This is a genomic window from Desulforamulus reducens MI-1 (assembly GCF_000016165.1).
GTDB classification, from domain to species: domain Bacteria; phylum Bacillota; class Desulfotomaculia; order Desulfotomaculales; family Desulfotomaculaceae; genus Desulfotomaculum; species Desulfotomaculum reducens.
The window spans coordinates 1,375,895-1,388,961 of the sequence record NC_009253.1 but is presented as its reverse complement, the minus strand read 5'-3'; the positions used below and the strand labels follow the sequence as shown (position 1 = coordinate 1,388,961).

Sequence of the window (13,067 nt, the reverse complement as noted above, 5' to 3'; positions counted from 1 at the left end):
TAAGCCTATTGCAGGGTGAGCTTCACTCCACTGAGCTTAGCATCGTATATTTTCCTTACCACGGTGGCCAAATGGGCTCCCGCCTCGGCCGGCGGTGTACCACCCTTATGAATATTGGATACCACCGTGTGGTCGGCCACCACAGTTTGGGGGCCAGGTTTGTAGACCATATAGGCACTCATGCTCTCAGAGGTACCCAAACCCGGGCGTTCGCCCACTAGCAGCACCACCACTTCAGCATCTAAAGCCTTCCCGATTTGGTCCATTACATCTACCCGGCCAAACTTGACAAAGATATCCTTGCCAGTCTTTAGATTTTGGGCTGCCAACCCTTGCTTCAGGGAGGGCAAAATATCCTCCAGGTTGGCTTCCACAGCCCTGGAACTTAAACCATCGGCTATTACAATCTGTACTTGGGGATTCTTGGGACAGTTTTGCAAAATCTTTTGTAGATCTTCATCCAACAATTGTCTGCCTAAATCTGGCCGTGTCAAATATTGATCCTTGTCCGTAATCTTGGTTTGTACCCGAACTAAGTCAAACTTATTTAAAACTTCCTCATCAACTTCCTTAAAAACTGCATCCTGGGCGGTAGCGTGGTCTGCCCGAAAACGGAGCAGAGTCCTTGTTAGGGGACGGGCACCACAACGCCACACCCCGATTCTGGCAGGAGTACTTTGTTTAAAATATGCCAGGGCAGCCGGGTCAGCGGGATTAGGTATTAAGATTTCTTTCTGCAAATCAATCGCAGATAGATCTTCTAAATCTTCATCTGCTACATCCTCTAAGATTGACCCGCAACAGGGCGGTGTACTTTTCTCTACTGAAATATCCGGTGCCTTAGGCTCTGTCTTGGCATCCCCTCTTTGTGGTTTATCAGCTTCGTCGCCCGTCATTTGGCTGATAACCGCCTGTACAATCTGCCGAATTTGTTCCTCAATCACGGTTTACACCCCCCCTGCCGGTAAAGACGGAAGGATCCCCGGCCTTGCTCGTAAGGTAACCATTTTTCAACAGACCCATTTTCTCCATCCATTTTTCAAAGGCGGGTAAGGGCCTTAGATTTACAGTTTGTCTTAGGGCAGCAATATCATGGAAACTGGTGCATTGGTAATTCAACATTACATCATCCCCCATGGGAATCCCCATGAAGTAGTTGATTCCTGCTGAGGTGAGCAGTACAGCCAGGTTTTCAATGTCGTTCTGGTCCGCCTTCATGTGGTTGGTGTAGCAGGCATCCACCCCCATGGGAATCCCGGTTAGTTTGCCCATAAAGTGATCTTCCAGACCGGCCCGGGTAACCTGTTTGGCGTCATACAGGTATTCCGGCCCAATAAAGCCAACAACTGTGTTAACCAGGAAAGGGTTGAACTGCTTGGCCAGACCGTAGCAGCGGGCCTCCAGGGTTACTTGGTCTACGCCATGGTGTGCGTCTGAGGACAGTTCCGAACCCTGACCAGTTTCAAAATACATTACATTGGGTCCTGTGGATCTCCCATATTTAAGGGCCACTTCCTGGGCTTCTTTTAAGATGTCATTACTAATTCCGAAGGCCTCATTACCAGCCTGGGTGCCAGCCAAACTCTGGAAGATCAGATCCCCCGGAGCTCCCTTCTCGATGGCCTTCATTTGCGTCGTTACGTGAGCCAGTACACACACCTGGGTAGGAATCTCCCATTCCTGGGCAAAGTTATACATCGTTTCCAGGGAACGAGTGGTAATGGGCACCGTATCTTCCACCGGGTTAAGACCTATTAAGGCATCCCCGATGCCGTAGGACAGACCCTCCCGCAGGGAGCTTAAAATTCCTTCGGGGCTGTCGGTAGGGTGATTAGGCTGCAGGCGCACCGCTAAACAACCTTTCTCCCCGATGGTGGTATTACAATGGGCTGTAACCTGGATCTTTTTGGCCCCGTAAATTAAATCTAAATTGCTCATTAACTTAGCCACCGCCGCCACCATCTCACTGGTGAGGCCCCGGCTAACACGACGGATACAACTGGGCCCAGTCTCATTTTTTAAAATAAATTCCCTTAATTGGGCCACGGTCCAGCCCTTAATCTCACTATAAATGGATCGATTCAGGTTATCATAAATAATTCGGGTTACTTCGTCTTCTTCATAGGGAACTGCCGGATTGTTGAAGATATCTTCCAAGGTAAGCTCACTTAAAACAATCTTAGCAGCCACCCGTTCAGCCGCTGAGCTAGCGGCTATGCCGGCCAAAATATCTCCAGATTTTTCTTCATTTGCTTTGGCCATTACCTCACGAACATCTCGGAAGGAAAAGACCTGGCCAAATAACTTGGTTTTAAGCTTCATAATCGCTATCCTTGTCCCCCCTTATTTTCTTATTTTATAAAGGGATGTTTGCTCGTTAACCAATTCGCTAACGAGCAGGACATACCCGACTAACCTAATTCTTCTTCGGCTTTTCTCAGTAATTCAAACTCTTCTTCAGGAGCTTTCGCTACCAGGTGATGTCTGCTATAGAAAGCAAAGTACGCTACGAAGATGGCGTAAACCAGAGCAGTCCAAAGAATGACCTTGGGCGCGTAGAAGAACCCGGCGAAAAGTGCAATAATGGCCAGTATCAGTGCAGCATAAGGAGTTAAGGGGTATAGGGGCACTTTATATGGCCTAGGCATATTAGGCTCCTTTTTCCGCAAAACAATGGCTGAAAGCATCATCATGATGTAGGAAATTACCGCACCAAACACGGCAATTTGAATCAAAACATCACCGTTACCCAAAATAGCACCGACAATACCCACTGCACCACCTACCAGCAAAGCCACATAAGGTGTATGGAAACGGGGGTGAACAGCAGATAAAAATCTTGGCAGGTAACCAGCACGGGACAGAGAGAAAATGGCCCGGCCGTAGCCAAAAATAATGCCGTTAAAGCTGGCAATCAGCCCTGCCAAACCAATCAGTGCCAAGCCTTTCATAGACCAGTGAGCCTGCCCCAGCGCTCCAGCCAGAGCTTCGGGCAATGGACTGGCGGATGTACTCATGGCGTCTGCTCCGCCATTACCGGCAGCCAGGAAAAGTACCAAAAAGGCGGTGATAACCAGTGTTGAAATGGAAGAAATAAGTCCCTTAGGCATATCCTTAGCAGGATCTTTACACTCCTCGGATACCAGAGGAAGTCCTTCAATGGCCAGGAACAACCAGATGGCATAGGGAATAGCTGCCCAAATACCAACTAATCCAAAGGGTAAGACTTTGGAATTACCCTCCGTGGGCGCAATATTGGTCAGTTTGCTGGCATCAAAGTGTGGAATGGCTAGGTAGGCAAATATGCCTAGACCCACCACCGCAATGGCGGTAACCACTAGTTCAAAGTTCAAAGTAGTTTTAGCACCCAGGGTATTCATAATTAGAAATACTGCAAAGAAACCGATTACTAGCATCCACTGAGCAACATCGGGGAACAACACGTGTACATAACCAGCAATACCGTTAACAATTACCGCCGGAGCCAGAACATACTCCAATACAACCCCAATACCGGCCAAGTAACCACCCCAGGGTCCCATGGCCCGCCTGGCAAAGGCATAGGCTCCACCGGAAAAAGGAATAGCAGTGGACAACTCAGCAATGGTCAAACACATACTGGTATACATAATAGCCATTAAAATGGTAGCAGCGAATAATCCCCAAAAGCCGCCGGCAGCTAAACCAAAGTTCCATCCGAAATAGTCACCGGAGATTACATATCCTACGCCAAGACCCCATAGCAGTAAAGGACCTGCAACCTTTTTTAACTGTTGCCCTTCCTGAGCCTGTACATTACAACTCTTGTCACTCATTCAGTTACCTCCTTCTATTTATTTTTGGTTTTTCCGGGTCGTTTTACTTACCTTTTTTTACACCCCCTAAAAAACAAAAGGCCTTAAAGCACGATGGATAAATAATCCTCCGCACCTTAAGGACCTCTTTGCCCCAGCTATTTTATTTTTTAAGCCTCGCCCCATTGTTGTTGCGAGACCTGGCCCCCTGAATATCTTGTGTCAGGGTTTCCTTTAAGGCAACTTTTTTGTCCTTTAGCCTGATTAAGTCTTGATAACGAGCCCAAGCAATCCGCAAGGCAGGCTCCAGTTCCTTTTCGATAACCGGCTTGGTAATATATCCCGTTACCCCGGCATCCATAGCTCTTAATATTAATTCTTCTTCACTATAGGCAGATAACATCAGAACTGCACAAAGTTTCTGACCGGCAATAAGTTTGGCCACTTTAATACCATCCATTTTAGGCATCTTAATATCCAATATAGCCATGTCCGGCCGTAATTTTTCTACAAGCTCCAATGCCATAGGACCATTTCTGGCCTCTGCCACCACCTGATGACCCAGCCCTGCCAGCATTTCTTTTAAATCCATACGGGTTAGAAACTCATCATCCGCCAACACAATCCGTAGCGAATGCATCATCCTCAGCCCCCCATTTCGGGAAGTCTATTTCAACCACTGCACCATCCTTGTTATACATGGCAATGTTCCCACCTAAGCTCTCGGTAACCAAAGCATAGGTAATCTGAAGCCCCAAATTTGCATTCTTTTTAATATCAAACTCTGGTGGGAAACCCTTTCCGTTGTCTTGGATGGTTACACTTAACCGATTCCCCTGATCAGTTACACTAACAACTATGTTACCGATTATATTACCTATAAATGCATATTTTATGGAGTTTTGTAGAATTTCATTAATAACAATGGCAGTTGAAGTGGCTTGTTCTGATGGAATATAGACTTCATCCCCCGCTATCTCCAACTGAATTTGTTGCTCCGAGGATACCATATTCTCTATGAGTATTTGGCCTATCCGTTGGATGCACTCCCTTAGTTCAATCATCTCCGGGGATTCCCGGGAGAAAATATCATGAACTAGAGCAATACAGCGGATGCGATTGATACTTTCCTGAAAAGCAATTCTGGCTTCCTCACTTTGCACTCGCCTCATCTGTAGCCTCATCAGACTTGCTATGGTTTGCAAATTATTTTTAACCCTATGATGAATTTCTTTAATTACGGTGGATTTAGCAATCAACTGTTTCTCTTTCTTGCGTAATTCAGTAATGTCCCTTAGTAAATATACCCTGCCCCGAACCTCTGCGGTATCTAGGATCGGTAATGCTCTCACCAAAAAGGTATTTTTAAGGAGTTGCACTTCCTCGGCATCCGAGTCCGTACTAAACACCACACTCAGTTCGGGCACCTGAGAAATAAGTTGTTTCACCATCAGGCCCACTGGCTCAATACCATTGATTAGATCCTTGGTTAACTCGGTGGCCACTCTGTTGGCATAGGAAATTTTCCCCTCAGCCACAATAAATAGTGCATCATGGATCAGTGTCGGTAACACCTCTCCCACGCGGGTAATATTCAAGAGCGTATCAGTAAGCTTCTGAGTCGTTTCTGAGAGAAATTTCATGGTTTGCTGCTGCTTCACTTGGAAGGAATTATCTCTTTCCATGATCAGTACAGCAATGATTTTGCCCCCCACATTTCGAATGGGTGTCACCCTCTGTAGAATGGGTACCCCTTCCTGACTTAAGCCTTTCATGTTTAACACGGTCTCACCAGTCTCAAAGACTTGGAAAACTGCCGGTTCGTTACATTGCAGAGCATAGGCCCCCACCACACTGCCCCGGTATAGAGAAGGAGCCGTGGTAGGCTTGGCGTTGGCTACCACCAAAGCACGTTCTTGGTTCCTAGTAAGGACGTCAATAAATACATCGGCCACAGCTAGGTCTGCAAAATATTGCAAATTAGTGCTTATTTTCTCTAGAATCAGAATATCATCTTCTAACAAGTTACATTCTTCTAAGCACAAGCTAACTAAACTCTGTTGAAGTTCCCTTGCTTCTGCAGCCATCTTAGCACCCACCCAACTTCCAGTATGCTACAGTTCCAAACGTTGCTTTAACTCTTCCAATCCGTCACCAGCGAGGGCAGAAACTTCAAATACTTCTCCCTTTCCTTTAAGCGCCAGGTGATGCAACAGCCCTTTAGCCCTCTCCACATTTGCTTCAGGATGATCCACTTTAGTGATAATTCCCACGGAGTAACCAGGAAACAATTGCCCTATGCCTGGGGGGAAAACGGATCTATCACTGGTAGCATCCTGAACAAACAATACATAGTCCACCTGTAGAGCGGTGGATAAAAGGGCCCGGTAAAAACGAGGATTCTCAATATATTCCCCAGGGGTATCCACAGTCTGTGCGCCAAACTCTATAACCTGAGTTTTTTTTACATCTTTCACATTCCCCCGCAGGGCCGCCAAAATAGTGCTCTTGCCAGCGCCTACAGCGCCCACCACCATAATCTTACTCATTCTATCCAACCCCCAACCTAGGAACGGGTTATCATAGCAGCAGTATAACCTAAATTCCGATTAAGCACATCGTTAACTTCTTTCAACGCTGAATCTACGGCTGCCACATCTCCGGTAACCACCACTGAACCGGTAAACCGGTCTAGGAACCCTATAGCTACATCCGCCGCCTTGGTGGCTATATCAGCTGCGATAATGGCTGTCTCACCAGGAGTTAAGGTTAGAATACCAATGGCTCCTGCGGGCTCAACACCCAATTTTCGATACAAATCCTGTATCGGGTGGGCAATAATGTGTGACAGAGTCACCTGTTTTCCCGGTACGTATTCTTGGATTATCCTTGCTTTTTTATCAACTTCCATGATGATTCTCCTTTGTAAAAAAACAAAACCCTACCAACCGCACGATATTTTTTTCGTTCGGCCGAATAGGGCTTCATTGCCTTTCTGTCTAAAAAACAGCTATTCTATTGTAGCTAACTCTTACAAACTGTTATTTAATTAAGAATATTCTATGGATAGTCTTCTTTTTCCTTCTTGTTCGACAAAAAATTTAGATATTTTTTCTTAGGATTTCTCTGGCCACTTCACCCATACGACAATGTCGATTCATGCTTGTTTTGCGAATAATTTTGAAGGCTTCATCCTCAGTACAACCAAGCTTTTTTTGCAGTAGGAGTTTGCTCCGGGAGATAATAATTCGATCTTCATTCGCTTCCGACAGCCTGTCTACCTCTGTTCTTAGCTTTCTCATTTCTACAAAACGCTGGCGGGCAACTTTTAAGGTTGTACGCAGCCTTTTTCCATCGACTGGCTTAACCAAGTAGCCAAAGGCACCGCTGTCCATGGCCTCCTGCACTGTCTCAGCATCACTAAAGGATGTTAACAGCACCACCGGGGCCATCATTTTTTCAAAAATTACCTGGGTAGCCGCTAATCCTTCCATCCTGGGCATCTTGATATCCATAAGGACCACATCTGGACGGTATTCTTTGGTTAACCGTATAGCCTCGTCCCCATCCCGACATTCTCCCACCACTTGGTGCCCCATGTCCTCTAGCATCCGCCGGATATCCATACGGATAATAGGCTCGTCTTCCGCCAGTACCACCCGCAACCTCTCTTCCTCCCCGCTATGCTCACGGTACTTTTCCTGTTGTTTCCTATATAAATCTGTAGGAAAAGTAATTATTTTAAAATTATTAGGTTTATTCGCCATTTGTATACAAAATCCTCCTTAGATGATTAACTTAGAAACAAAAAGCCTGGCCACAAACAAGCCAGGTTATCATCATGGCGGTACCGACAAAGACAGTACAATCAAGAGGAAACCACCTCCCTATACACCCGTAGGCATTGTGGTAATTTAAAATGGGCAGGTCTCCTGACTTTGGATCATCGGTACTCCACGTCTTCCCAGGAGTATTTCCCAGTGACATTATGTGGAGTCCCTACCCGTTACAGTGGCGAGGACCGCGCCGGACTTGCACCGGCTTCCCTTTTAAGCTTTACCCACTCAAGGTAAAGCACCCATTTCCATATGCAATTTTCTATTTTAAATAGCCAGGACTTCTAATAAGTTATAAGTTCAAAGTATATCACCAATGCTCCTTAAGACTTAAGTAAAAAAAGGATTTCAGGAAAAATCCTGAAATCCTTTTTTACTGGTGGAGACGAGGGGGATCGAACCCCTGACCTCTTGAATGCCATTCAAGCGCGCTCCCAGCTGCGCCACGCCCCCATCTCTTTCCGACAAAATAGATTTTAGCATAGTTTGCCGAACTGTGCAAGTCCATCTTTTAAACTTTTACTTACTATTTTGTTGGTTATTATTAGTCCAAAGCTACAGCCATAAGCGAGATTCTGTTTTAGTAGTCATCTATCTAAGGAGAAGAATTCCCCTTCCTCGCCAAGCGAGGTGCCCCTACCCGCAGGTGACAAATGTCCCTGCCTATTTGGGTTGCACGCTGGTGGAGTTTACCCTTGCACTCACCGGTCACCCGGTGACATCGTTTCTGTGGCACTTTATGGCTACTGATAACTCCGAGAGTTACTTTCACCGTCGTCAGGTCGCCCTGCCCCGGCTTGCACCGGGCACCATCTTACACTTGTCGGTGCCTATTGGCTTCTCAACAAGTGTGCGTGTCTCGACTTTCCTCTGCTCCGTTTAAAACGAAACAGCGACTACTCACTGTACTTTGAACCTGCCGCATTCATGCGACATTTATAAATTATACTACTTTTTTGAAATAAATCAAGAGGTTTGTTGCTGGAATATTACTAAATTAGCACCAAGTATTGTATTGAGTTATTTTAAAATTAATTTGCCTAAAATTAAAGACATAAGTTTTTTTAGCACTATATTTTTAAAGCCCAGGAGTTTTAAAGGATACTAGCTTAAACAATCATTTTCTTTCTGGCTAAAATATTTTTAGGAACCAGCACGTTTTTTTACAGCTTCCATTGCCACAGAAAGCATAAGTTTGATTCGATTTAGTTGATTAACTTCACTAGCCCCTGGATCATAGTCTATTGGTGCAATATTGGCTGTAGGATAGGCTCTTCTTAGTTCTTTAATCATACCTTTTCCTGTTATATGGTTTGGTAAACAGGCAAAGGGTTGTAAACAAACAACATTGTTTACTCCACTTTGAATAAGTTCAACCATTTCTCCCGTTAAAAACCAGCCCTCTCCGGTTTGGTTTCCCAATGATAGGTGTTTTGCTGCATATTGAGCAATCTCTTCAATTGCTTTCGGTGCTTCAAACCGTTTACTATCATGTAAAGCCTTTTTCATATCTGTCCTATAGGACTCAATGGTTTTTACAGAAATCATGCCGGAAATCATTTTCCAAAGGGTTCCGGACAGTAGTTGATATTTAATCTTATTATCGAAAGAACAATATAAAAAGAAATCAATTAGATCCGGCACCACAGCCTCTGCGCCTTCCGCTTCTAACAATTCAACAATATTATTATTTGCAGTGGGGTGAAACTTAACTAATATTTCTCCTACTACTCCTACCCTTGGTTTTACTAAATCCTCATGAATTTCCAGGCAGTCAAAATCCTTAACAATTCTATAGATATTTTCTTTAAACTCTTTTCTGCCACCAACTTTTAGGTCTTGCAGACACCGCTCTACCCAATAGTGGTATAATCTATTGGCGGAACCTGGAACCTTCTCATAGGGTCGTACCCTATATAATACTCTCATTAGAAGGTCACCATAGACTAACCCCATCATCATGTTATGGAAGATGGGCAAGGTCACCTTAAATCCGGGATTTTTCTCCAAGCCGGATGAAAGGGAAATAACCGGCACCTGTTCCATCCCTGCATCTCTTAATGCCTTTCGAATAATGGCAATATAGTTGGTGGCACGGCAGCCGCCACCTGTTTGTGCCATAATAATAGAGGTGTTGTTTAAATCATATTTACCAGATTTTAAGGCCCTCATTAACTGACCAACTATGATAATGGTTGGATAACAGGCATCGTTATGTACGTATCTTAATCCTTCATCAATGGCCAACTTATCCACTGAGGGAAGAATTTCAATATTATACCCTGCTTTTTCAAATCCAATCTTTAAAAATTGGAAATGGATGGGTGACATCTGGGGTGCCAAGATTGTATGGGTTTGCTTCATTTCCTTAGTGAATATAACTCTACCGGGGTAGGTAAATAGTTTTTTCGGTATAAAACCCTTCTTGTCCCGTTCCTTGATGGCGGCAACCAGTGAGCGTACTCGTATTCGTGCAGCTCCCAGATTGCTTATTTCATCAATCTTTAGCACCGTATAAATCTTCCCATAGGATTCTAAAATTTCTTTTACCTGATCTGTGGTAACAGCATCTAAGCCACAGCCGAAGGAATTCAGTTGAATCAATTCCAGGTTTTTTTGCTGTGCAACATAAGTGGCAGCAGCATACATTCTTGAATGGTATACCCATTGGTCTACAACACGCAAGGGTCTTTCAGTCTTAACCAAATGCCTAATTGCATCTTCTGGTAAAACAGCAAAGCCATAGGACTTTAGCATCTCTGGTATGCCATGATTAATTTCCGGATCTATGTGATAGGGTCTGCCCGCAAGCACAATACCCTTTATATTATGTTCATTAATATAGGTAAGAGTTTCTTCACCCTTTTTTCTTACCTCTTCCTTATATCTGTCCAGTTCCGCATAAGCCCTTTTAACAGCTCCGGCTAGCTCAGCCTTAGCTATCCCTTCGTCTGCCAATTCTTCAACCAATCGGTTAACCATGCGATTGGGCAAATCAATGGGTAAAAACGGATGATAAAAAGTAACATTATTGTTTCTAAGAACACCCATATTAGCATTAATGGTTTCCGGGTAAGAGGTAACAATAGGACAATTATATCGATTGTCGGCTTCTTGATCCTCTTGAATGTTATAGGGTATACAGGGATAAAATATTTTCTTTATTCCTTTGTTTACGAGATCTGCAATGTGACCATGTACCAGCTTGGCCGGATAGCACACTGATTCTGAAGGAATCGTCTCCATGCCTAGTTCATATATTCTTTTGGTTGACCGGCCCGAAAGAATTACACGATAACCCAACTGGGTAAAGAAAGTAAACCAGAATGGGAAATCTTCATACATATTTAGTACCCTGGGTAACCCGATGGTCCCTCTGGTTGCTTCCTGTACTGACAAGGGTTTGTAACTAAATACTCTTTTATATTTATAATCATAGAGGTTTGGAGTGTTATTTTTAACTTTTTCTTTGCCTGCACCTCTTTCACATCTGTTGCCAGAATAAAACTCCTGTCCATTGGAAAATTGTTTAATTGTCACTAAACAGTTATTACCACATAAACCACAACGTTTCAGAGAAGTCTCAGTTTTAAAGTCATTGAGCTCGTCTCCTTGTAAAAGGCTTGTTTGGTAACCAGTTTCAAAGCGTTCTTTGGCAATTAAAGCTGCTCCGAAGGCCCCCATAATACCCGCAATATCCGGACGAACTACTTCCCTATTAGTGATTTTCTCTAAGGCACGCAGCACAGCATCGTTGTAAAAGGTTCCTCCCTGAACAACTATTTTATTACCCAAATCCTCAGTACTTCTTAATCTGATTACCTTAAATAAAGCATTTTTAATAACTGAAAGAGATATTCCAGCAGAAATATCACTTACCTCTGCTCCTTCTTTTTGTGCTTGTTTTACTTTGGAGTTCATGAAAACCGTACAGCGGGTTCCAAGGTCCACAGGATTTAAGGACTGAAGCCCTAATCTAGCAAAATCCTTAACATCCATATTTAATGAGTTGGCAAAGGTTTCGATAAAAGACCCACACCCAGAAGAACAGGCTTCATTTAGCATAATGGAATCAATGGCACCATCACGAACTACTAAACTTTTCATATCCTGTCCGCCAATGTCCAACACAAAATCTGTCCCAGGTAAGAAAAAATCAGCTGCTTTATAATGGGCCACAGTTTCAATTTCTCCAATATCTACCCTTAGTGCAGCTTTGATCAAATGTTCACCATAACCGGTAACCGCAGAGTTAACAATCTTTGTATTTTGGTTTAGCTTTTCATATAAACACTTTAAAGCTTCGATGGTAGATTCTAAAGGACTACCATTATTGCTTCCGTAGTGGGAGTATAATAAACCTCCCTCTTCACTAATTAGGGCAACCTTGGTAGTGGTAGACCCGGCATCAATACCCAGGAAAGCATTCCCTTCATAGCTCCCTAAGTCTACTTTTTTAATTTTGTTTTTGGCATGTCTTTCTTTAAATTCTTCATACTCTTGATCGTTGGCAAATAAAGGCTCTAATTTTTCACCTTCATCATAGTTCTTCTTCCAGATAATAGGAGCTTTTTCGTGTAAACATTCAAAAGAGAGAGGCTGTACTTCTCTTGATGATAACGCTGCCCCTAAAGCTACAAAGAAATGAGAATTGTTTGGGAAAATAACATTATTATGCTCTAATTTTAGTGTTTCAATAAAACGTTTTCTTAGTTCCGACATAAAATGTAAAGGTCCGCCTAAAAAGGCAACTTTACCACTAATGGGTCTGCCCTGGGCCAAGCCACCAATGGTTTGATTGACAACAGCTTGTAGGATAGATGCGGCAATATCCTCCTTAGCCGCTCCTTCATTCAATAAGGGTTGAATATCCGTTTTGGCAAATACACCACATCTCGAAGCAATGGGGTAAATACTTTTATGGTTCTTGGCTAACTCATTTAGACCTGAAGCATCTGTCTGCAGCAAGGCTGCCATTTGATCAATAAAAGCTCCTGTACCCCCAGCACAAGTTCCATTCATTCTTTGCTCTATGGATTCACCAAAATAGGTAACTTTGGCATCCTCACCACCCAGTTCAATTGCTGAATCCGTATTTGGTATTACATTTTTAATAGCATGGGCACAGGCAATCACTTCTTGAATAAAGGGTACTTGTAATTTTTTCGAAAAATTAAAACCACCGGAACCTGTAACCATTACGGTTAATAAATTTCTTTGCATAATTGATCTGGCATCTTCAAATAGAGAAATTACCGTATTTTTTATGTCGGAAAAATGCCTTGCATACTTTTTATAGACAATATGATTATTCTTGTCCAAAATAACCATCTTAACGGTAGTAGAGCCAATATCTAGTCCAACATTTAAAACTCTACTCATATCGATTCCCCCAAAGCTCATCATAATAATTATCACGCAAACTATGGGTAATACC

The 13,067-nt window shown here is 43.5% G+C and carries 10 protein-coding genes, 1 tRNA gene, 1 other RNA gene and 1 riboswitch; of the genes, 1 reads left to right on the top strand and 11 read right to left on the bottom strand.

Annotation, left to right across the window (positions count from 1 at the left end):
* Positions 1 to 5 precede the first annotated feature (5 nt).
* From eutC to DRED_RS06990, 8 genes are all read right to left on the bottom strand, one after another.
* On the bottom strand, positions 6 to 944 hold the full coding sequence (eutC, locus tag DRED_RS07025) for an ethanolamine ammonia-lyase subunit EutC (protein ID WP_011877653.1): 939 nt from the start codon (positions 942 to 944) through the stop codon (positions 6 to 8).
* Positions 937 to 2,322 (bottom strand): ethanolamine ammonia-lyase subunit EutB, encoded by a 1,386-nt coding sequence (locus DRED_RS07020; RefSeq protein ID WP_011877652.1) that lies wholly within the window; start codon positions 2,320 to 2,322, stop codon positions 937 to 939. The genes eutC and DRED_RS07020 overlap by 8 nt, the downstream gene beginning before the upstream one ends.
* Before the next feature lie 89 nt (positions 2,323 to 2,411).
* On the bottom strand, positions 2,412 to 3,815 hold the full coding sequence (gene eat / locus DRED_RS07015; RefSeq protein WP_011877651.1) for an ethanolamine permease: 1,404 nt from the start codon (positions 3,813 to 3,815) through the stop codon (positions 2,412 to 2,414).
* Positions 3,816 to 3,957: 142 nt separating this feature from the next.
* Positions 3,958 to 4,437 (bottom strand): ANTAR domain-containing response regulator, encoded by a 480-nt coding sequence (locus DRED_RS07010; protein ID WP_011877650.1) that lies wholly within the window; start codon positions 4,435 to 4,437, stop codon positions 3,958 to 3,960.
* Positions 4,403 to 5,881, bottom strand: coding sequence for a sensor histidine kinase (locus tag DRED_RS07005; RefSeq protein ID WP_011877649.1), 1,479 nt, complete (start codon positions 5,879 to 5,881; stop codon positions 4,403 to 4,405). Before DRED_RS07005 ends, DRED_RS07010 begins: the two co-directional genes overlap by 35 nt.
* Before the next feature lie 27 nt (positions 5,882 to 5,908).
* Positions 5,909 to 6,343, bottom strand: coding sequence for a EutP/PduV family microcompartment system protein (locus DRED_RS07000; RefSeq protein WP_011877648.1), 435 nt, complete (start codon positions 6,341 to 6,343; stop codon positions 5,909 to 5,911).
* A 17-nt stretch (positions 6,344 to 6,360) separates the two neighbouring features.
* A complete protein-coding gene (gene eutS, locus DRED_RS06995; RefSeq protein WP_011877647.1) occupies positions 6,361 to 6,705 on the bottom strand; it encodes an ethanolamine utilization microcompartment protein EutS in 345 nt (114 codons plus the stop codon).
* Between the two features lie 190 nt (positions 6,706 to 6,895).
* A complete protein-coding gene (locus DRED_RS06990) occupies positions 6,896 to 7,561 on the bottom strand; it encodes an ANTAR domain-containing response regulator (protein ID WP_011877646.1) in 666 nt (221 codons plus the stop codon).
* Positions 7,562 to 7,583: 22 nt separating this feature from the next.
* Here DRED_RS06990 and DRED_RS19535 point away from each other — a divergent pair, with 22 nt between their 5' ends.
* Positions 7,584 to 7,712 carry a hypothetical protein gene (locus DRED_RS19535; RefSeq protein WP_274376911.1) on the top strand — a complete coding sequence of 43 codons (129 nt, stop codon included), beginning with the start codon at positions 7,584 to 7,586 and terminating at the stop codon, positions 7,710 to 7,712.
* A riboswitch (cobalamin riboswitch) is annotated at positions 7,700 to 7,891 on the bottom strand. It overlaps the preceding gene by 13 nt.
* Before the next feature lie 116 nt (positions 7,892 to 8,007).
* Here the strand turns inward: DRED_RS19535 and DRED_RS06985 are convergent.
* The 3 genes from DRED_RS06985 to DRED_RS06980 all read right to left on the bottom strand — a co-directional run bounded on the left by DRED_RS06985 (position 8,008) and on the right by DRED_RS06980 (position 13,012).
* A tRNA-Ala gene (locus DRED_RS06985) sits at positions 8,008 to 8,083 on the bottom strand.
* Positions 8,084 to 8,189: 106 nt separating this feature from the next.
* Positions 8,190 to 8,538, bottom strand: an RNA gene (gene rnpB, locus DRED_RS18065) — RNase P RNA component class B.
* A gap of 235 nt (positions 8,539 to 8,773) precedes the next feature.
* A complete protein-coding gene (locus tag DRED_RS06980; RefSeq protein WP_041274522.1) occupies positions 8,774 to 13,012 on the bottom strand; it encodes a 2-hydroxyacyl-CoA dehydratase in 4,239 nt (1,412 codons plus the stop codon).
* Positions 13,013 to 13,067: the final 55 nt, after the last annotated feature.